This window comes from Undibacterium sp. TJN19, from assembly GCF_049339485.1.
GTDB lineage: Bacteria > Pseudomonadota > Gammaproteobacteria > Burkholderiales > Burkholderiaceae_D > Undibacterium.
Window position 1 is genome coordinate 132,561 of record NZ_JBMPPL010000012.1, and the last position, 20,306, is coordinate 152,866.

A 20,306-nucleotide genomic window follows, 5' to 3' on the forward strand; every position below is an offset into this window, starting at 1 on the left:
ATTTTCTGACGACGTGTTGACATCTTTTTGCTGCGACACTCCTTCATTTTTTCTTCGATTAAATCATTCCAGTGGTGCAAAAATGCCCTGTAAATCATCTGCCGTCAATTGCGCTGTACCCACTTCACCCTGGTCAAGTATGGCACGTGCCAGATCAGCTTTCTTGATTTGCATTTCCTGGATTTTTTCTTCCAGCGTTCCCTTGGCGATCAGTCTGTATACAAACACGGGTTTATCTTGCCCTATGCGCCAGGCACGGTCAGTGGCCTGGTTTTCTGCTGCCGGGTTCCACCACGGGTCATAATGGATGACGGTGTCGGCAGCAGTCAGGTTCAGGCCCACGCCACCAGCTTTCAGGCTGATCAGAAACACCGGGATATGGCCTTCCTGAAAGCGGCGTACCACTTCACCGCGATTTTCAGTATCACCTGTCAGCATGGCATAGCTGATCTGCTGTTCCTGCAATGCTGTGGCGATCAGTTGCAACATACTGGTGAATTGTGAAAATATCAGTATCTTGCGGCCTTCTGATAATAACTCTTCCACCATCTCCAGCAATTCTGTGAGTTTGGCTGACGGCGGTGCTTTACCCTTGCTGGCTTTGGCACCGGTAATTTTTACCAGACGCGGGTCGCAACAGACCTGGCGCAACTTCAACAAGGCATCCAGAATGATAATCTGGCTGCGGGCGATACCTTTTTTGGCGATTTCTTCACGTACTTTTTCATCCATGGCCAGGCGCACGGTTTCATATAGATCACGTTGCGCGCCAGTCAGTTCAATATGCCTGATGATTTCGGTTTTTGCTGGCAATTCCGTGGCGACCTTGTCTTTTGTCCGGCGCAGTAGAAACGGTTTGATACGACGTGTCAGCAAGGCATGGCGCTGGCTGTCGCCGAGTTTTTCTATAGGATGCTGAAAATCTCTGGTGAAAGCTTTGCTGTCACCCAGCAGGCCCGGCATCAGGAAATTAAACTGTGCCCAGAGTTCACCAAGATGGTTTTGCAAAGGGGTACCGGTCAGGCATAAACGATGATTGGCCTGCAACAGGCTGGCAGTCTGACTGGCTTTGGCTTGGGCATTTTTAATGTACTGTGCTTCGTCAAGGATCAGCAAGTGATAGCGGTGCTGTCGCAGGGCTTCTTCATCACGTGGCAGCAATGCATAGGTACTCAAGACCAGGTCGGCTTGCGGAATTTGTTCAAACAGCTTGCTGCGCTCTTTTCCCTGCAAGACCAATACTTTCAGGTCAGGTGTAAAACGCTGTGCTTCGCTGGCCCAGTTATCCATCAGGCTGGTAGGGGCAATCACGAGCGCAGGCTGTGTCAGACGGCCAGCTTCTTTTTCCAGCAGGATGTGGGTCAGTGTCTGTATGGTTTTACCAAGGCCCATGTCATCCGCCAGAATGCCTGCGAGTTGATACTCACGCAAAAACTGCATCCATGCCACGCCTTCTTTTTGGTAATCACGCAGGCTGGCTCTTAATCCATTGGGGGCGTTGATGGTTTTGATGCCGCCAAACTCTGCCAGGCGTTGACCAAAACTTTGCTGGCGCTCGCCGCCTATCCAGCGCAAATGCGTGGTCGCTGACAGTTCTGCCAGGCGTGCGGCATCCAGCATGGGCAGGCGTAGTTTGTCACCCTGGTGTTCATTGAAATACAGCTCACCCAAAATCAGCAGGATAGGTTTGATGCGTGCATAGGGCAGGGCCACGCGGGTATGGTCAGGCAGGCTAAGCAATACCTGTTCATCATCTGCGCGCTGGTTCACCATCTGCAGGCTGAAATCCTGCGGAGCCTGGCGAATGAGGCTGACCAATAATGGCAGCAATGAGATTTTGGTCTGATTGACGACGATGCCCAGTTCCAGATCAAACCAGACCGATTGCTGATTTTCTTCTGCCACTTCGGCATACCAGTCTTCCACCTCTTGCAGGTTGTAGCGATAGTCATCCTGAAAGCGCAATTGCCATCCTTGCGCCGTCAGTTCAGGGACATTTTTCGTGGCGAATTGCAGCCAAGCATTTTGATCACGCAACAAAAAAAACTGCTGCTGACCGGGCATTTTCCCGTTCACAGCGGCATTGTCCGCGTTGTCTGAATAAAAGCCGATTGCCTTGATTTTTTCCAGGGCAAGCTGTTCCGCTACTTTATCTCTGAGAATTTTTTCCAGGCCGTTCACGCCACGACGCAACAGACTGTCACCCATGTCATCCGGCTCAGCCTCCACATCATCATACAAAAATTTGAGTACTGCGAAATCGATACATGCTTCAGCAGTATGGGCTGGCGTAAAACTGTTCAATTCCAGTACCGGCTGCATCTTGATATCTGCACGCAGTTGCATGTCCAGCTGCGCGGGCAGGGGGATCAGGTTTTGCAAACCCAGCTCCAGCAATTGATCCGCCATGGCCTTGCGTGTTGCAGTCCGCGCAAGCGCGACAACCGGGGCATCCTGCACCAGATTGATCAGGCTGTGCAAGGACAATTTCCCCGCCGCAGGTACATGCAATTTACCGCAACTGTCTTGTCCTATCAGCCAGGGTGGATCGGTCGGCAGGATAAATGGGGATGATGAAAGTTCAACTGCTTTACCCGATTCTTCGGCGCTGATATTTTCTTTGTCCAGTTGCCAGCGCAAGCGCAGATATTCCTTGTCTTCGTCCCAGTTCAGATGGGCATTTTGATAGTCGTGATAAGTCAGTTTCAGCAATTGGTTTTGTTTTTTTTCCGTATTGAGCCAATATAATTTCCCTGCCTTGGCAATACGCTCGAGTAGCACGGCGCCCAGCCTGCCTTTTGGCGAATAATGCGAGTAATAAAACGAATTCATGGTGCACATATTGAACAGTGCCAGCAATTCGTAATCGTCTCCTTGCAGGAAATGGGCCGATTTCATCATGTCCCGCACTGCCAGGGACAGCTTGGTGTATTTCAATTCTGCCTTGCTGGTGTGCCTGGCTTTGCCGGGGATCAGGCGCAGGTCTTTGCTGCCTGCCGTGGTGGACAGACTGAAAATCAGGAATCCTTCATCCACATCTTCGTCTGTCTGGCTATGTTCAATGAAGTTTGTGGCGCTGTCACTGTGGGCAAACTCCAGTTCGCGCAGCCATTTCTGTTCCGTAAAACCGAGCGCTGCATCGGTTTTTCCCATCAGATCTGGCTTGCTGGCAGCCTTGTTTTGATGATCGAGAATATTGAGCAGTACCGCCGCCACATGCTTGCAGTTATATTCGACCGGGCAACTACAGGCACCGTTCACACTGCCAAGCTTGCCGTGATCGAAGATGAGTTCTATCTCCTGCGTATAGAGATTGCGTCCACTACCCTGAACTTCGCTTTCGACGAAGTCATTGTCAAAACTCCAGCCCCTGACCTTGTTTTCTGTTGCATAGTTGAGGCCGCGGATAAAAATCTCGTGGGGAAATAATTTGGCAAGATCGTCGAGAGAGAAATGACGGTTTTTAGATGACATGCGTGCGCTTGGGTTGACCTGATCGTGTGTTGAAATGCTGAGAATTGCTTTTTTATTATATTTTATCTGTTAATTATCGCAATTGTAGTATGGACCTCATGCTCTGGTAAAATATCGGGTTTTCGCGGGGAGAGTTTCATGTCCCCAGCTCGCAACACTGACCAGTTTTCTCAAGACTACCTTCTGACACCATGATTTCATCTCTTCAGCCAGCAACACTCACCAAAATGGCCAATGCAATTCGTGCCTTGTCCATGGATGCCGTACAAAAAGCCAATTCTGGCCATCCAGGCGCGCCTATGGGCATGGCCGATATTGCTGTTGCCTTGTGGAAAGGCTTTTATCGCCACAATCCGGCCAATCCTAAATGGATCAACCGCGACCGCTTTGTGTTGTCGAATGGTCATGGATCGATGTTGCATTACTCGCTGTTGCATCTGACAGGCTATGACCTGCCGATGGAGGAGATCAAGAATTTCCGCCAATTGCATTCAAAAACTGCTGGTCACCCTGAAGTACACGTGACACCAGGCGTGGAAACCACGACTGGCCCGTTGGGGCAGGGCATCACCAATGCAGTCGGTATGGCATTGGCTGAAAAACTGCTGGCTGCCGAATTCAATCAGGGCGACTTGAAGGTTGTTGATCACTACACCTATGTATTCATGGGTGATGGCTGCCTGATGGAAGGCATTTCGCATGAAGCCTGCTCACTGGCTGGTACACTGCAACTGAATAAACTGATCGCTTTCTGGGATGACAATGGCATCTCCATTGACGGTCATGTCGAAGGCTGGTTCACAGACAACACGCCAAAACGCTTTGAAGCCTATGGCTGGAATGTGATCCCTGCGGTTGATGGCCACAATGCAGAAGCCGTGGCCAATGCCATTGCTGCTGCCAAGACATCCGACAAGCCTACCCTGATCTGCTGCAAAACAGTAATCGGCAAGGGTTCTCCAAACATGGAAGGCACGCACAATGTGCACGGCGCCGCCTTGGGCGACAAGGAAATTGCCGCAGTACGTGCGCACATCGGCTGGGAATACCCACCTTTTGAAATACCGGCTGACGTGTATGAAGCCTGGGATGCCAAAGCAGATGGCGCTAAAGCCGAAGCTGAATGGAATACACAATTTGCAACCTACACCGCCCAGTTCCCGCAAAAAGCGGCTGAACTGACGCGCCGCATGAATGGCGACTTGCCAGCCAACTTCGACGAAGTGGTGGCAAATGCAATTGCCTCCTGCGTAGAAAAAAAAGAAAACATCGCGACCCGCAAGGCCAGCCAGAATGCCATCCAGGCATTTGCCCCATCGCTGCCAGAGTTCCTCGGCGGTTCTGCCGATCTGACAGGTTCCAACCTGACCAACTGGAAAGAAAGCATCGCTGTCCGTGGCAACCAGGCTGGTAACCATATCAATTATGGTGTGCGCGAATTCGGCATGAGCGCAATGATGAATGGTATCGCCCTGCATGGTGGTTATATCCCGTTTGGCGCAACCTTCCTGACTTTCTCTGATTACAGCCGCAATGCCATCCGCATGGCTGCGCTGATGAAAATCCGTACCCTGTTTGTGTTCACGCATGACTCTATCGGTCTGGGTGAAGATGGTCCTACGCATCAATCCGTCGAGCACGTATCAAGCATGCGCCTGATCCCTAACCTGGATAACTGGCGTCCATGTGACACGGTGGAATCTGCTGCTGCCTGGGCCCATGCAGTCAAACGCAATGACGGTCCATCAACCCTGATCTTCTCTCGTCAGAACCTGCCGTATCAAGAGCGCAGCTCCCAGCAAATCGCTGACATCCAGCGTGGTGGCTATGTCTTGCAAGACGTGGCTGATGCCAAGGCCGTATTGATTGCTACAGGTTCTGAAATTGAACTGGCTGTTAAATCTGCGGCAGAACTGGCGCAGCAAGGTATTGCAGTGCGCGTGGTGTCCATGCCTTGCACGGATGTATTTGACCGTCAGGATACCGCCTATAAAGCTGCAGTGTTAGGCAAAGGCTTGCCACGCATCGCCATCGAAGCCGGCGTGACAGATTTTTGGTACAAGTACGTGGGTCTGGAAGGCGCGGTAGTTGGCATCGATACCTTTGGTGAATCTGCACCTGCCAGCGTCCTGTTCAAATACTTTGGCTTTACAGTTGACAATGTGATTGCCATAGTCAAATCGACACTGGCTTAATTGAGATTAAATTAGATTAAGTAAGATTCAGCATAATGACAGACTTGGTTGACAATACTGTGAGCAGCGTCAAAGAGATCAGCCTGCGTCGTGCTACCGTAGTCGATGCAGAAGCGATTGCATCAGTGCGCGTCGAAAGCTGGCGGGCAACTTATCGCGGCATGATACCGGACAGCTATCTGGATGAAATGCGTCTTGAAGACAGCGTACTGCAATGGCGTCAGATCTTGCAGGCCATGACAGAAGCCGCAGACCGTATCTGCGTGTATGTGGCAGAAAGCGAAGGCAAGGTTATTGGCTTTGCATCCGGTATGATGCTGCCAGAACCAAAACTGGGCATGCAGGCGGAACTGACGGCCATCTATCTGCGCCCAGCCTGGCAGCGTTCAGGCATAGGTCGCCGCATGTTGCAAAAAGTAGCACGCACCTTGCAGGCGCAAGGTGCTGAAAGTTTGCTGGTCTGGGTCATCTCCGGCAATGACATCGCCCGCAATTTCTACGAGGAATTGGGTGGAATGCTGTTGATCGAACAGGCATTCAGCTGGGATGGTATGGAATTGATGGAGGCCGGGTATGGCTGGCGCGATTTGTCGGTGCTGATGGCATCTGTCAACGCCATGCGTACTTCTGCTTCTTTGCATTAGGAGACACTGATTAAACTACTGCGCGACGCGATTTTGAGCCTGCGATGCCAGTTGTACATTGGTACATTCGTACGACTGCGCTTCATAACTCAAACTAGCGCCGCTCGCTATGCTTAATCAGTGCTCCGGTACTTTTTTTTTGATTTGTATTTATTGTTGTTTAGTCCTTTGGAGATAAAACCATGACGATTCGCGTCGCAATCAACGGCTATGGCCGTATCGGCCGTAACATCCTTCGCGCGCATTACGAAGGTGGCAAGTTCAAGAATGAGATTCAGATCGTTGCGATCAATGACCTCGGCAATGCAGAATCCAATGCCCACCTGACCCGTTACGATACAGCCCACGGCAAGTTCCCGGGCACAGTCACGGTTGAAGGCGACACCATGATCGTCAATGGCGACAAGATCAAAGTATTTGCAGAACGTAATCCAGCCAACATCCCTTGGGGTGAATTGAATGTTGACGTCGTGCTGGAATGCACAGGCTTCTTCACGACAAAAGAAAAAGCTTCTGCCCATCTGGCTGGTGGCGCGAAAAAAGTCATCATCTCTGCCCCAGGCGGCAAGGATGTCGATGCAACCATCGTCTACGGCGTCAACCATGGCGTATTGAAAGCCACTGACACAGTGATTTCCAATGCATCCTGCACGACCAACTGCCTGGCACCTTTGGCCAAACCTCTGAATGATGCCATCGGTATCGTCAATGGTTTGATGACGACTATCCATGCTTACACCAATGATCAGGTATTGACCGACGTCATGCATGAAGACTTGCGCCGTGCCCGTTCTGCCACCATGAGCATGATCCCGACCAAAACTGGCGCAGCTGCAGCCGTTGGCCTGGTCTTGCCAGAACTGAATGGCAAACTGGACGGCTACGCCATGCGCGTACCAACCATCAATGTCTCCGTCGTTGACCTGACTTTCGTTGCCGCCCGCGACACCACAGTGGCAGAGATCAACCAAGTATTGAAAGATGCATCCGAAGGTGCCCTGAAAGGTATCCTGGATTACAACACTGCACCGCTGGTATCGGTTGATTTCAACCACAATCCAGCTTCCAGTACTTATGATGAAACACTGACAAAAGTATCTGGACGTTTGGTCAAGGTATCGAGCTGGTACGACAATGAGTGGGGTTTCTCCAATCGTATGCTGGACACCACAGTTGCTCTGATGCACGCAAAATAATTTGCTTCTTCATCCCGGCTAAAAAAGCCCCGAACTTTCGGGGCTTTTTTTTGTCTATCCATTTGTCATTGATGTTTTATCTTGATAGTATCGATTTACCAGATCTGCTTTAGAGGAATTTGCCATGAATATAAAGAAATTGATTAGCGACAATAAGGGTTTTATCGTGCTGATGCTGGGCATGGCCGTTGTCCGTGGTGCATTGGCAGACTATTACACCGTGCCGACCAGCTCCATGTATCCGACCATACTCGAAGGCGACCGCGTCATCTGTGATCGCATCGCCTATGATGTAAAACTGCCGTTCACGGATGTCGTTCTCAAGCATGTCGCTGACCCACAACGTGGCGATGTGGTGACCTTTATCTCACCGGAAGATGGTGTGCGTCTGGTAAAACGCCTGGTGGCGATACCCGGTGATGTGGTTGAAATGCATGATGAAAAACTGTTTATTAACGGTAAGGCTGCCACTTACGAGCCTGCATTGTCGAAAGGTGCCGACCATTTGACGCCTGCGCGCGAATATCCGGGGCAGCAATTGGTATTCAAGGAAAGCCTGGGCAGCCTGCAACATGAGATGATCGTCATGCCAGACCGTGAAGCCATGCGCAGCTTTGGGCCAGTGAAAGTGCCCGAAGGCGAATACCTGATGTTAGGTGACAACCGTGATAACAGCCGTGATTCACGTTATATTGGCTTGGTAAAGCGCGAGCTGATCACCGGTCAGGTCAAGCGTCTGATGTATTCACTCAATGGTGATCAATATTATTTACCGCGTCTGGATCGTTTCGGCGCAAAAATATAGGGATAGTTAGTTTCACCCTGTAAGCAGCCAGCCTGGTAATCGCCAAGCTGGCTGTTTTGTTTTTGCCTGAGGCAAAATAGTCAGCTCGCGTTAAACTGGATAATATGGGGACATTCCTGAATGTATGATAGAAGCGAGGCGTGTTTTTATGAGAGAAAAGAGTCAGCAGATTGTGGTTTTATTGGCGGTCTTTCTGACGGGTATTGGAAAGATACAGGCTGAAGAACTCAAATCCAATTACTTTAACGACCCGTTCTTGCAGGTGACAAAGGCAATCAGTGACTGCCCGGAACCAGTCGCCCCCATGCTGACAATGGCGCAAGTGAAGGCAGAAGCACATTCCCGAATCGAACGCGGTACCAGCTGTTATCAATCGGGGCAATGTCGTCTGCCCAATGCGTATTTGTACGATAAAGAAATCGTTCCCAGGGTACAGCGTGCGATTGAGGCTGATGGCAGATTTACAGACAGCAGCATCTGGGTAGAAGGGCAACGTCGTTTTGTATGGCTAAAGGGTTGCGTTCGTTCAGCTACTGTATCGGAAGAACTGGAAAAACTGGTACGCAATCTGGATGATGTACAGGGCGTGGTCAATCAACTGCTTCTCAAATAGCGAGTGATACGAGCAGACCTGATTTCTATTGGCCACTGATGCTACTGCTGCCATTGTTGTGTTTTCAGTTGCACCTGTCCAAAATAATCCTGATTGTTTTATTTCTGGAGTAAGATATTTTTCATATCGCTCATATTATTGCGCCGCACAGCGATTAATGCTGGACGAAGAACAAGAACTCATGAATTATAGGTGATTGACGGCAACATTTAACCAGGTTCTGGCTTTTTACCAGACATAACAACAAAGGGGTGCATGATGAAATTATTGAGCAAATTGTTCTATTTGGCGTTGGCTGGGATGTTCTTTATGGCGCCGGCTTCTGCCGAAGATCGTGGCTCAACAGCGCAGGCGCAAGCCATGGTCAAAAAAGGCATTGCCTTCATCAAGAAAAATGGCCGCGAAAAAGCTTTTGCCGATTTTAACGACCCCGCCAACAAGGATTTTCATGATCGCGACCTGTATCTGTTTGTCTACGACATGAACGGCATGAGTCTGTCACATGGTGCCAACCCCAAAATGATAGGCAAGAATTTGCTGGACCTGAAAGTAGAAGGCAAGCCCATCATCAAGGAAATGATAGGCGTCCTGAAAACCAAGAATGATGGCTGGATAGATTATCAATGGCCTAACCCGGTGACCAAGGTTCTGGAAACCAAATCCAGTTATTTTGAAAAGATTGATGATTATTTTGTTGGTGCCGGGGCTTACAAGTAAGCCAATTGCCAAGCAAAATAATTTGTGTTTTCGAAAAGCAGTGCCTGCTAGCAGGCACTGCTTTTTTTATGTGGTGGCGTAGATAATGTCTGCCTCTTAACACACTTTAACGATTGATTATTTGTTTGTATCGAAATCGCGACAAGTCCGGCCGTCTCGCGGCGTAGAATTAACTATTCCTCTCTTTAATTTTTCTATGCGGTTTCGCCGTATTCATTACCCAGTTTTTCCAACACATCTTCTATGAAGGAGCTGGATCATGCCGGATAAGACCATCATCGCCAAACCTTTTTCAGGTGATTACAGGATAGATGTACTGATTGATGATATCAATTATCGCTGGAATACCGGCAAGGCGTTAGGCACGCCAGTTGAAATCAGCTATAGCTTCATCAAGTCCCCGACCTCTTCCGCTTCCGATTCAGACAAAAACGGTTTTAAGTCCTTCACTCCAGAACAGATGGCCGCTGCCAGAACGATCTTTGCAGACATTGCCCAGGTGTTGAATGTGACGTTCAAGGAAGTGGCTGATACTGATATTCAATCCGGCATACGGCTGGCAAATAATATACAAGACAAAAGCGCTGGCTATGCCAAGCTCCCTGTTCCTACTGCGGATGGCACAGCATTTACTGCTGGCAGTGGTGATTTGTTCATGTCAACGACCTACATGAATGTGAGTTATGAAAAGGGCAGCGAGGCCTACAAGATACTGATACACGAAATAGGGCACGCGCTAGGTCTCAATCATCCAGGCAACTACAATGCCGGGGAGCCACCCAGCCCTGAAGCGGGTAATTATCTGGCGACCTCCGAAGACAGTAGCTGGATTTCCATCATGTCCTATAACCCGATCGCACAAAACCAGCAAGGCGAATTCTTCGCAACCTACGACATGCTGGCCTTGAAATACCTGTACGGGAGCAAGGCGTATCATACAGGCGATGATACCTATGTCTATAACGATATGGATGGCCGCACGCTCAAGATCATCAACGATACAGGCGGCATTGATACAATCGATGTCTCCAGGACTACGGCAGCTGCGACCATCAATCTGACACCGGGGTCATTGAATTCTGTCGGACGCATTGCCAATGGCGACGCTGCCCTCAATAATTTATCCATTGCCTTTGATGCAACAATAGAAAATATTATCGGTACGGCTTTCAGTGACAAGCTGACAGGTAACGCCGCCAATAACCTCATCAACGGAGGTGGCGGTGATGATGTGATTGACGGTGGGGCGGGGCTTGATACGGCACAATACGCTGGCCTGAGAGCGGCTTATACAGTAGCCGGAAATAACAGCGGTTTCACTGTGGCCAAGCCGAATTCACAAGGCACTGATACGCTCAGTAACATGGAACGGCTAAAATTTTCTGACCTGTCCGTAGCACTGGACATCAATGGAACCGCTGGACAGGCATATCGTATCTACCAGGCCGCTTTTGGCCGCACGCCAGACCTGGCAGGGCTTGGTTACTGGATCAAGGACATGGACAAAGGGTCCAGTCTGACGACAGTAGCAGCAGGGTTCATGCAATCGAAAGAATTTCAGGCCTTGTATGGCGCCAGCCCTTCGGTCGATACTTTTCTGACGACCTTGTACAAGAATATTTTGGGGCGCATCCCCGATCAGGCTGGTTATGACTACTGGAAAAATGAGATAAGCACCAATAAGATTAGCCTTGCCGGAGCGTTGGCTAGTTTTACCGAAGGACAGGAAAACAAGTTGAAAGTCATTGGCGTGATACAGAATGGCTTTGACTTTATTGAATATGTCGGCTGATGAGGGCCTTGGTACAAAGGCCTGCATCGTAGCAAAAGAGCGACGCTGGTTTTAACACCCGCATGTTTAACGGGATTCTATATAACCCAGCGTCAATGAAATTTGCCTGGCCGTATCGGTCAGATTACTCAGCCATTCCTCCTGCAAGCGGTCAGCCGGGGCTGAGATAGACAAGCCGGCGATCATCTTGCCGCTGTCATCATGAATGCCTGCGGCCATGCAGCGTACACCCAGTTCCAGTTCTTCATTGTCCCTGGCATACCCATTTTCACGTACGGCTGCCAGTTCTTTTTCCAGTTTATTGAGATCCGTGATCGAATTCTTGTTGTGTCCGGCCAGACCGGTACGGGTAGCGTAGGCACGTATTGCCTTGGGCTCATCGAGCGACAAAAATAGTTTACCCGTAGAGGTCAGGTGTAGTGGTGCCCTGCCACCAATCGCACGCACCACTTGCATGCCTGAGCGTTCAGAAAAAGCCCGGTCGATATAGACAATTTCGTCACCCTGGCGTACTGAGAGGTTGATGGTCTGGTTAGTCTGGCGATGCAGGGCGCGCATGAATTCCAGCGCGGCTTCACGCACGTTCAGGCGGCTTTTGACGATGTTGCCCAGCTCCAGCAAGCGCATGCCCAGTCGGTAAGAACCGGTGTCTGCACGGTCGACAAAGCGCGTAATCACCATGTCGTTCAAAATTCTATGGGCAGTAGAAGGGTGCAGGCCTGTGACAATCGCCAGCTCTTTCAGACTGACAGGGTCCTGGTAACGCGAAAGCGCATCGAGCAAAGACACCATGCGCTCTATGACCTGGATGGACGTCTTGTCTGAATTAGTGGAATCGTTTTTCATATGGTGGTTGGTGCGCTGCAATATCCTTGTTATACCATAATGTGAAATTGCCGTCACTGCTTCGTCACCAAAATACCGCAAGCCAGTAGTGCATTTTTACGAGGCCGTACGACATTAAATCAGCTTACGGCAGGCAAATTTGCTTGTCTGATCATTATTGTCCTGTAAAATCCGCCTCCAGAATGCAAGCGCGCTGGTTTGCCTGCATGTGTATTTAAGGCTAAAGGAATCAAAGATGTCTGAAAAAGAACAAGCTGTCAGCGAATTTAAAAGTAAAAGTGGTCTGCGTCGTATTTTTTCGGCATTTTTCTACTCCATAGACGGTTTTCGGTCAGCCTGGAAAAATGAGCATGCTTTTCGCCAGGAACTGGTATTGGTCGTCATTGGCGCTGTTATTGCCCTGATATTGCCTGTATCAGCTTTTGAAAAGCTGATGATGATCGCTGTACTGATGTTGATATTGGTGGTGGAGTTGATCAATTCGGCGATAGAGGCCGTGGTTGACCGGGTTTCACTCGAACGTCATACACTGTCAAAAAATGCCAAGGATTTCGGCAGCGCCGCAGTCTTGCTGACACTATTGATCGCGGTCGCAACCTGGACGGTGATTTTGCTGGACAGGTTTTATTACTAATCCGCATAACAAGCTGACTTTATATAGTTGGCGCAGGCCTGCTTTTTGCCGGCCGTTTTTCTTTGCATAGCAAAGTCAACCATATCAGACCTGAACACATGACAACAATCTTCAGCACCAGCAATCTCTCCCTTGAAGCCGAACTGGCTGCTGCCATTAATAATAAGACCAAGCCTCTCGGCAGTCTGGGCCGGCTGGAACAATTGGCAGCGCAGATTGGCCTGATACAGCAAACCACCAAGCCTGTCTTGCAGGCTCCGGCAATCATTATCTTTGCAGGCGATCACGGTGTAGTGGCAGAAGGTGTTTCAGCGTTCCCGCAAGACGTGACCTGGCAGATGGTGGAAAATTTTCTGGCAGATGGGGCCGCCATCAATGTGTTTGCCCGCCAGAACGGCATCGCATTGCATATTGTTGATGCTGGTGTGAATCATGAATTTGGCACACGTGAAAAATTGCAGAACAAGAAAGTGGCCAACGGTACACGCAATTTTGCTCAAGAACCAGCGATGACGTCTGAGCAATGCCAGGCCGCGATGCAAAATGGCCGCGATCTGGTTGCCAGCTTGGCAGGCAATGTGCTGGGTTTTGGTGAAATGGGCATCGGTAATACCACAGCCGCTGCGGCTATCATGCATAAACTGACTGGCATAGCGGTAGCTGATTGCGTTGGTGCCGGCACAGGTTTGTCGAAAGAAGGCATATCCCATAAACAGGCTGTCATAGAAAAGGCTGTGGCCTTGCATGCCGGTATACACAAGCCGGAAGAAGTGCTGGCAACTTTTGGTGGATTCGAAATCGCCAGCATGGTGGGTGCCATGCTGGCAGCCGCAGAGCGCCGCATGGTCTTGCTGATTGACGGTTTCATTGTCACCAGTGCCGTGCTGGTCGCGGCAAAAATAGAACCGGCAATTCTGGACTACTGTGTATTTTCGCATCAGTCTGATGAAAGCGGTCATGCCAGGATGTTGCAGGCATTGCAGGTCAAACCGGTCTTGCAACTGGATTTGCGTCTGGGCGAGGGCACTGGTGCCGCACTGGTTTATCCCATGTTATTGGCGGCAGTCAATTTCCTGAACCAGATGGCGACATTTGCATCTGCCCAGGTCAGCGAAAAGAGCAGCGACTGAAATCATTCTTGTTCAATGTTGCTCAATGCTTCGGAAAGCCTGTTTTGCAACAAATACGTTTATTCTTTATTGCTTTGCAGTTTTTTACGCGTATCCCCGTACCGCGCTGGGTGGGGTTTGATCCCGCGTGGCTGCATCAGGCGTCACGTTATTTTCCGGCGGTAGGCTGGGTGGTGGCTGCGGTGTGTTCTGCCGTGTATCTGCTGGTTTTGCAATGGTGGCCGCAAACAGTCGCAGTCATCCTGTCCGCAATAGCCGGCATCATGCTGACTGGTGCATTTCATGAAGATGGTTTTGCCGATGTCTGCGATGGCTTCGGTGGTGGCATGACACCTGAACGCGTACTCGACATCATGAGGGATTCACGCGTTGGTGCCTATGGTGCGATAGGCATATGCCTGTTGCTGGTACTGAAGCTGAGCCTGCTGATCAATTTACCTGCCGAGATGACAGTGCCAGCCTTGCTGATTGCCCATCCCTTGTCCAGGCTTGCCTCTTGTTGCCTGATCTGGCGCATGGATTATGCCCGCCATGAAGGCAAGGCCAAACCGCTGGCGCAGGAAATGAGTCATGCAGAATTTCTGATCTCCTTTCTGACCGTGTTATTGCCGATAAACGTGGTCTTGTATTTTTTTCCCATCGCTATATTTAACCTGCTGATGGCACTCGTTCTCATGATAGCTTTGAGCTGGTGGATGGCCAGGATGTTCCAGCGCAAGATAGGCGGATATACCGGTGATTGCCTGGGCGCTGTGCAGCAAGTCAGTGAAGTGGCTATCTATATGGGTTTGCTTGCCTCACAGGCAGTCTGATCATGCTTTTGCATTTGCTCAGACATACCCGGCCCCTGATCGGCAGTGGCATATGCTATGGGCAATCTGATATTGCCGTATCCGAGACTGATTGCATGCAACTGGCCATGGATGTGCAACCCCAACTGAATGTCGGCATACCTGTGTTTTCCAGCCCTTTACAACGTTGCGCGCAGCTTGCACGGCAATTCAGTGATGTACCGGTTTTCGATGCACGCTTGAAGGAGCTCAATTTTGGAAACTGGGAAATGCAGGAGTGGGATCATATTCCGCGTGCAGAAATCGATGCCTGGGCGCTTGCACAGGCGACTTACCGGCCAGGTGGCGCCGAATCTGCGGTCGAGTTTGCGCAAAGGATAATTTTGTGGCTGGAAGACCTGCGCTTGCAGCAGATACCTGAAGCATTGATAGTCAGTCATGCAGGCAGCATGCGTATGATATTGGCTTGGGAAAATGGCATGCAGGCACAAGAACTTGCAGAAAAAACTTGTCAGCGGCAGCAGAATTTCGCGTTTGGCGAATATGTGAAATATATTGTATTCAGGTAATATTCTTGCTTGCTCGTGGAAAATTGCTTTATATTGTTCCTGTGGTTTGTCCTGATTTTTGCAGAAAACCAAGATTTCGGGCCTGTAAATACCGCATTTATCAACTTTATTTATCAACTTTACTTATCAATTTTTATTCGCAATCAAACATGATGGAACTGAGGAGATCACCACGTATCAACGTTACCTGGCGCTCTGGCATTAAATTGTCGGATGGCAGGTTAGCGATGGCCAAGGTGATCAACATCTCCTCAGATGGATTGTTATTGCACTGTTCAGAAAATCTCGTGGCCATGCGGGTTTATCCCATGATGATAGAAATCCCGAGAATTGATAAGCTGAATGAAATTTTCAAAGTGGCCTGTAAAGGCACGATAAGGCATTCAGTGCTAAGCGGTGATGTTTACCGTGTTGGCGTCCAGCTGTCAGAAATGTCAAGCCTGCATGCCGAACTGGTGGATGCCTGGATTAACAAGATAGCCGCCATCAGTTAATTGCTTGCCTATCAGGCAATTCATCACGAAATTCATCAAACAATCCACAAGTCAGCTTATGACTGGTATTACTGAACAGTTTCCCCTTTACTTGCCCTGACCCCCATCTGTCTATAGAATGGCGGGGTTTTGGTGCTCGCGGTTATGTTCATAACCGCGGTTAAACGGGAAACACGATGTTTAGCAAACGTGTGCTGCCCCCGCAACGGTGTACAAATTGCTGTGATCCATGATCTGTCCCGGCTCACAGCAAGCCATTTTCCAATACCACTGTGCTGTGTGCATGGGAAGGTCAGATGGTGATATTTGTCAGCCCGGATACCGGCCAGAATAAGTGAAGTAATACGGACGGGGAAATTTCGTGATAGCAGGGCGCAGCGATATGGCGCCATCTTCTTTATCAAACCGCGGGTTTAGCGCGGCATTGACGATAATCACTTTCTGTTGCTTTGTCCAATGTAGCCTGCGGGGACGTCGGCTGCGTGTACTAATTTTCTGAAAATCATGACATCTGCATTCAAACCGCTCGCCGTCAGCCTGGCATTGGCTGCCGCATTCCCTTCCTATTCCGCATTGGCACAAACTGCTTCAACGACATCGCTTGCTTCTGCTTCCAGCGTGGTCATTACCGCTGGTCGTCAGGAACAAGCAGCCAAAGATGTATTGGCTGACAATGTTGTCATTACTGCTGAAGAAATTGCCAAATCCGGTGCAGCTTCCATTGTGGATTTGCTGCAAAAGCAACGCGGTATAGAAATTGCACGCAACGGCGGCCCAGGCACGACTTCGTCCGTGTTCATCCGTGGCGGCAATAATGCACAGAATGTTGTGTTGATTGATGGCGTGCGTATAGGTTCTTCCACCACCGGTGGTGCGACCTGGTCATCTATTCCCCTGTCGCAGGTCGATCATATTGAAATCGTGTATGGCCCCTTGTCGAGCCTGTATGGTGCTGATGCCATGGGTGGCGTAATACAAATCTTTACCAGGAAGGGTACAGGCGTCATATCGCCAACTATTTCTGCTGGCGTTGGCAGTTATGGCACACGCAAATTGCAAGCAGGTATCACCGGTTCCGTTGCTGACAATCTGAGCCTGAGCCTGAATGCTGGCCATGAAGAAAGCACAGGGTTTTCTGCTTCCAAGCCTGGCGCAGGCACATTCACTTATAACCCGGATAAAGACGGTTACAAGATGGATAGCATCAATGGCCGTCTGGTATGGGAAATCAGCAAGGGTTATGAATTGGGTACCAGCGTCTTGCATAGCCGCAATAATGCACAGTTTGATGCAGGTACGGCACAAGATGACCGTAGTATCGGAACACTGGAAACCATTGCGGTTTTCGGACGTGCCAAATTGACGGATATCTGGTCTGCGTCACTGCAATACGCCAGAGCAACTGACAAGAGTTATACCGATGCATCCTATGGCCAGAGCCAGATTGATACGCGTCAGGATAGCCTGAACTTTCAGAATAACATCCGTATCGGTAAAGACATATTGCAATTGATCGCAGAAACGCGTGATGAAAATGTGGATTCCGTTTCGGGTGGTATCGCGACAAAGGGTATCAATGGCACGAAACGTACAACCAATTCTTTTGCCGCATCGTATGTATTCAAACAAGATGCACATCTGGCCAGTGCCAGCATACGTAATGACCGTAGCTCGCAATATGGTTCCAACACCACTGGCAGCATCGCTTACGGTTATCGTGTGACCGATGCCCTGCGTGTGAACGCCAGTTATGGCAGCAGTTTCCGTGCACCGAGTTTCAATGAATTGTATTACCCAGGTTTTGGCATCGCCAGCAACAAGCCTGAAAAAGCCAAAAATGCAGAGATCGGGGTGTATTTCGAGCAGGGCGATAGCCAGGTCAGTGCCGTGTATTACCAGAACAAGGCAACCGATTTGCTGGTCAGCACCAATGTTTGCCCTGTTGAACAGATAACTCACCCTTATGGCTGTTCTTATAACGTCAACAAGGCAACCCTGTCTGGCCTGAGCGTGGGTGCGTCTACCCGCTTTGCTGACCTGACATTACGTGCTTCCGTTGATATCCAGGACCCAAAAGATGACACGACAGGTTTGCGTCTGGCACGCCGTTCCAAACAGCACGGTACACTGGCTGCTGAATATGCGTGGGCAGGTGCAAAATTTGGCGTGGAAAGCATTTTCTCTGGCGATCGCTTTGATGATGTCGCAAACAAGAAAGTGCTGGATTCTTATAATCTGCTGAACCTGTACGCAACTTATGATGTGGCAAAAAATACCACCGTCATTGCACGCTGGAACAATGCCCTGAACAAGGATTATGAACTGGCGAAGAACTACACGACACCAGGTTCCAATGTGTTTGTAGGCATCAACTACGGCTTCAAATAAAAAAACTGCTTAAGCGAGTGTATGGCGCTTAATCCATGATTTTTTGAAGACGCTGTTTCAAGCGTCGTGACCGGCTTGCTGATTTGAAGGATTGGCAAGCCGGTGTTGATTTATCATCGTGGTTCGGAAACGTGCACCGTCGATGCTGCATGTCACGTATTTCGTTTTCTTTTATCTGACCAGTAAAACCAGGGCGACAATGTCTTTTTTTTCCATGCAGGGTTCCAGTCAGGCTCCGGTGATGCTGGTGGCGCGGCGTGCCAGCCTGGTATTGCCGGCTTTGTTTTGCTTGGCCATTGCCAGTATCTTTTTTGCCTGTATTACAGGTTCAGTTTCCCTGACATTTGCCGAATTGTGGCAAGCGCTGATCGAATTGCTGCATGGGCAACCCAGCACATTGGCAGGCAGCCTGCTTGAATTGCGCTTGGGCCGTGCACTCACCGGTTTTGTGACTGGTGGAACGCTCGCCTTGTCTGGCGTCATGATGCAGGCCCTGTTGCGCAATCCGCTGGCAGACCCGTATGTGCTGGGCATATCTGGCGGTGCATCTGTCGGTGCCTTGGCGACCATTCTGTTTTTCGGGGCCTTCTGGCTGGTGGATGTTGCTGCTTTTGCCGGTGCCATCAGCGTGTCGCTCTTGCTGTTTGGTCTGGCCTACCGTGATTTGAAAGGTAGTGGCAGCACGGATGGCAGTGCGCCGATTTTATTGTTGACCGGTGTGATCGTCGCTACGGGTTGCGGCGCACTGATCACGCTGATGTTATCGATTGCACCTGACAGCCGTCTGCGTGGCATGGTGTTCTGGATGATAGGTGATTTGTCGAATACCCAGTCACGCTACCTGCCGTGGCTGATTATCGCAATAGGTCTGGGATTTGCCATGCGCAATGCCCGCGCCATTAATGTCGCTGCCATGCATGCCGACAATGCCAGCACCCTGGGTGTGAACATTGGCCGCCTGCGCCAGCTTTTATTTTTATGCGCGGCCTTATTGACAGCCAGCGCTGTCAGCAATGCGGGTAGCATAGGCTTCGTCGGCCTGATCATGCCGCATGCCTGCCGTTTTGCCTGGGGGCCAGACCACCGTTTGCTGATACCAGCTGCTACCCTGGCTGGCGGCTGCTTTCTGGTACTGGCTGATACGGTGGCGCGTACAGTCGTCGCGCCGCAACAACTGCCAGTGGGTGTGATCACCGCAATGGTGGGCGTGCCCATGTTCTTGCTGCAACTTCATCAACTGCGGAGACGTTGATGGATATCCGCAATCTGCATCTATCAGTAGACAAACGCGTATTGATCAATAACCTGAACTGGGAGATCAAGCCCGGTGAATGCTGGTGCATTATCGGTCGTAATGGGGCCGGTAAAAGTACCTTGCTGCGTACCCTTGCAGGTTTGCGCGCCATCGAATCAGGGCAAGTCCATGTACAGGGAAAACCATTGCAGGACTGGTCGCTGGAAAACCTGGCAAGGCAACGTGCTTTCTTGCCGCAAAGCCGGGTTGATGCGTTTGGTTATACTGCCCTCGATACCGTCATGAGCGCGCGCCATCCCTACCAGGATGCGCACTATTGGGAATCTGCCGCTGACATGGAGTTCGCCCTGACAGCCTTGCGTGAACTCGATGTTGAAGACATGGCGCAGCGCGATGTGCGCAGTCTGTCGGGAGGAGAAAGACAGCGGGTAGCAATCGCTGCCTTGTTGGCGCAAAATGCCCAATGGCTATTGCTGGATGAACCGGCGAATGCGCTCGATCTTGGGCATCAAGTCAGTGTCATGCAATTGTTTGCCCGCTTGTGCCAGCAGCAAAACAAGGCTGTCGTCATGGTAAGTCACGATCTTAACCTGGCACACCGCATTGCCACGCATGCCTTGCTGCTGATGGGTGACGGGCAATGGCTGGCAGGGCTGGCCGATGATGTCCTGAGTGCGGAAAAATTGACGCACTGCCTTGGTCACCCCATAGAACGCTTCCAGCATGGTGAGCAAACCTTATTCATCCCCAAAAATTAAAATCA

At 50.2% G+C, this 20,306-nt stretch carries 17 protein-coding genes and 1 riboswitch; of the genes, 15 read left to right on the top strand and 2 right to left on the bottom strand.

Annotated elements, in window-relative coordinates; genetic code table 11:
* Window positions 1–63: 63 nt before the first annotated feature.
* Window positions 64–3,474, bottom strand: a complete 3,411-nt coding sequence (locus ACO0LH_RS24460) for an SNF2-related protein (RefSeq protein WP_422943754.1) — start codon at window positions 3,472–3,474, stop codon at window positions 64–66.
* A 191-nt stretch (window positions 3,475–3,665) separates the two neighbouring features.
* Between ACO0LH_RS24460 and tkt the strand changes: the two genes are divergently transcribed.
* From tkt to ACO0LH_RS24495, 7 genes are all read left to right on the top strand, one after another.
* Window positions 3,666–5,669 (top strand): transketolase, encoded by a 2,004-nt coding sequence (tkt, locus tag ACO0LH_RS24465; RefSeq protein ID WP_422943755.1) that lies wholly within the window; start codon window positions 3,666–3,668, stop codon window positions 5,667–5,669.
* Between the two features lie 35 nt (window positions 5,670–5,704).
* The gene (locus ACO0LH_RS24470) at window positions 5,705–6,313 is read left to right on the top strand and encodes a GNAT family N-acetyltransferase (RefSeq protein WP_422943756.1); all 609 of its coding nucleotides are present in this window, start codon (window positions 5,705–5,707) and stop codon (window positions 6,311–6,313) included.
* A gap of 182 nt (window positions 6,314–6,495) precedes the next feature.
* Complete coding sequence (gene gap / locus ACO0LH_RS24475; RefSeq protein WP_186954222.1) at window positions 6,496–7,509, top strand: type I glyceraldehyde-3-phosphate dehydrogenase; 1,014 nt, start codon at window positions 6,496–6,498, stop codon at window positions 7,507–7,509.
* Window positions 7,510–7,633: 124 nt separating this feature from the next.
* Window positions 7,634–8,314 carry a signal peptidase I gene (gene lepB / locus ACO0LH_RS24480; RefSeq protein WP_422943757.1) on the top strand — a complete coding sequence of 227 codons (681 nt, stop codon included), beginning with the start codon at window positions 7,634–7,636 and terminating at the stop codon, window positions 8,312–8,314.
* 148 nt (window positions 8,315–8,462) lie between these two features.
* Window positions 8,463–8,927, top strand: coding sequence for a BON domain-containing protein (locus ACO0LH_RS24485; RefSeq protein WP_422943758.1), 465 nt, complete (start codon window positions 8,463–8,465; stop codon window positions 8,925–8,927).
* Between the two features lie 258 nt (window positions 8,928–9,185).
* Window positions 9,186–9,644: a cache domain-containing protein gene (locus ACO0LH_RS24490; RefSeq protein WP_422943759.1), complete on the top strand. Its 459-nt coding sequence runs from the start codon at window positions 9,186–9,188 to the stop codon at window positions 9,642–9,644.
* A gap of 259 nt (window positions 9,645–9,903) precedes the next feature.
* Complete coding sequence (locus ACO0LH_RS24495; protein WP_422943760.1) at window positions 9,904–11,436, top strand: DUF4214 domain-containing protein; 1,533 nt, start codon at window positions 9,904–9,906, stop codon at window positions 11,434–11,436.
* A gap of 66 nt (window positions 11,437–11,502) precedes the next feature.
* Here the strand turns inward: ACO0LH_RS24495 and ACO0LH_RS24500 are convergent, their stop codons facing one another.
* Complete coding sequence (locus tag ACO0LH_RS24500; RefSeq protein WP_422943761.1) at window positions 11,503–12,282, bottom strand: IclR family transcriptional regulator; 780 nt, start codon at window positions 12,280–12,282, stop codon at window positions 11,503–11,505.
* A 235-nt stretch (window positions 12,283–12,517) separates the two neighbouring features.
* Between ACO0LH_RS24500 and ACO0LH_RS24505 the strand changes: the two genes are divergently transcribed.
* The 8 genes from ACO0LH_RS24505 (at window position 12,518) to ACO0LH_RS24540 (ending at window position 20,301) form a co-directional block, all read left to right on the top strand.
* Complete coding sequence (locus tag ACO0LH_RS24505) at window positions 12,518–12,916, top strand: diacylglycerol kinase (RefSeq protein WP_422943762.1); 399 nt, start codon at window positions 12,518–12,520, stop codon at window positions 12,914–12,916.
* Between the two features lie 98 nt (window positions 12,917–13,014).
* Window positions 13,015–14,046, top strand: a complete 1,032-nt coding sequence (cobT, locus tag ACO0LH_RS24510) for a nicotinate-nucleotide--dimethylbenzimidazole phosphoribosyltransferase (RefSeq protein ID WP_422943763.1) — start codon at window positions 13,015–13,017, stop codon at window positions 14,044–14,046.
* A gap of 44 nt (window positions 14,047–14,090) precedes the next feature.
* Window positions 14,091–14,858 (top strand): adenosylcobinamide-GDP ribazoletransferase, encoded by a 768-nt coding sequence (locus ACO0LH_RS24515; RefSeq protein WP_422943764.1) that lies wholly within the window; start codon window positions 14,091–14,093, stop codon window positions 14,856–14,858.
* 2 nt (window positions 14,859–14,860) lie between these two features.
* Entirely contained in the window at window positions 14,861–15,406 is a 546-nt protein-coding gene (locus ACO0LH_RS24520) for a histidine phosphatase family protein (RefSeq protein ID WP_422943765.1), read from the top strand.
* Between the two features lie 5 nt (window positions 15,407–15,411).
* Window positions 15,412–15,900, top strand: a complete 489-nt coding sequence (locus ACO0LH_RS24525) for a PilZ domain-containing protein (protein WP_422943766.1) — start codon at window positions 15,412–15,414, stop codon at window positions 15,898–15,900.
* Window positions 15,901–16,013: 113 nt separating this feature from the next.
* A riboswitch (cobalamin riboswitch) is annotated at window positions 16,014–16,244 on the top strand.
* Between the two features lie 160 nt (window positions 16,245–16,404).
* Window positions 16,405–18,288 (top strand): TonB-dependent receptor domain-containing protein, encoded by a 1,884-nt coding sequence (locus ACO0LH_RS24530; RefSeq protein ID WP_422943767.1) that lies wholly within the window; start codon window positions 16,405–16,407, stop codon window positions 18,286–18,288.
* Between the two features lie 199 nt (window positions 18,289–18,487).
* Complete coding sequence (locus ACO0LH_RS24535; RefSeq protein ID WP_422943768.1) at window positions 18,488–19,540, top strand: FecCD family ABC transporter permease; 1,053 nt, start codon at window positions 18,488–18,490, stop codon at window positions 19,538–19,540.
* The gene (locus ACO0LH_RS24540) at window positions 19,540–20,301 is read left to right on the top strand and encodes an ABC transporter ATP-binding protein (protein WP_422943769.1); all 762 of its coding nucleotides are present in this window, start codon (window positions 19,540–19,542) and stop codon (window positions 20,299–20,301) included. The genes ACO0LH_RS24535 and ACO0LH_RS24540 overlap by 1 nt, the downstream gene beginning before the upstream one ends.
* Window positions 20,302–20,306 lie beyond the last annotated feature (5 nt).

Coding starts and splice junctions, on each gene's coding strand:
- ACO0LH_RS24460 (WP_422943754.1), bottom strand. CDS start 3,474: ATGTCATCTAAAAACCGTCATTTCTCTCTCGACGATCTTGCCAAATTA.
- tkt (WP_422943755.1), top strand. CDS start 3,666: ATGATTTCATCTCTTCAGCCAGCAACACTCACCAAAATGGCCAATGCA.
- ACO0LH_RS24470 (WP_422943756.1), top strand. CDS start 5,705: ATGACAGACTTGGTTGACAATACTGTGAGCAGCGTCAAAGAGATCAGC.
- gap (WP_186954222.1), top strand. CDS start 6,496: ATGACGATTCGCGTCGCAATCAACGGCTATGGCCGTATCGGCCGTAAC.
- lepB (WP_422943757.1), top strand. CDS start 7,634: ATGAATATAAAGAAATTGATTAGCGACAATAAGGGTTTTATCGTGCTG.
- ACO0LH_RS24485 (WP_422943758.1), top strand. CDS start 8,463: ATGAGAGAAAAGAGTCAGCAGATTGTGGTTTTATTGGCGGTCTTTCTG.
- ACO0LH_RS24490 (WP_422943759.1), top strand. CDS start 9,186: ATGAAATTATTGAGCAAATTGTTCTATTTGGCGTTGGCTGGGATGTTC.
- ACO0LH_RS24495 (WP_422943760.1), top strand. CDS start 9,904: ATGCCGGATAAGACCATCATCGCCAAACCTTTTTCAGGTGATTACAGG.
- ACO0LH_RS24500 (WP_422943761.1), bottom strand. CDS start 12,282: ATGAAAAACGATTCCACTAATTCAGACAAGACGTCCATCCAGGTCATA.
- ACO0LH_RS24505 (WP_422943762.1), top strand. CDS start 12,518: ATGTCTGAAAAAGAACAAGCTGTCAGCGAATTTAAAAGTAAAAGTGGT.
- cobT (WP_422943763.1), top strand. CDS start 13,015: ATGACAACAATCTTCAGCACCAGCAATCTCTCCCTTGAAGCCGAACTG.
- ACO0LH_RS24520 (WP_422943765.1), top strand. CDS start 14,861: ATGCTTTTGCATTTGCTCAGACATACCCGGCCCCTGATCGGCAGTGGC.
- ACO0LH_RS24530 (WP_422943767.1), top strand. CDS start 16,405: ATGACATCTGCATTCAAACCGCTCGCCGTCAGCCTGGCATTGGCTGCC.
- ACO0LH_RS24535 (WP_422943768.1), top strand. CDS start 18,488: ATGTCTTTTTTTTCCATGCAGGGTTCCAGTCAGGCTCCGGTGATGCTG.
- ACO0LH_RS24540 (WP_422943769.1), top strand. CDS start 19,540: ATGGATATCCGCAATCTGCATCTATCAGTAGACAAACGCGTATTGATC.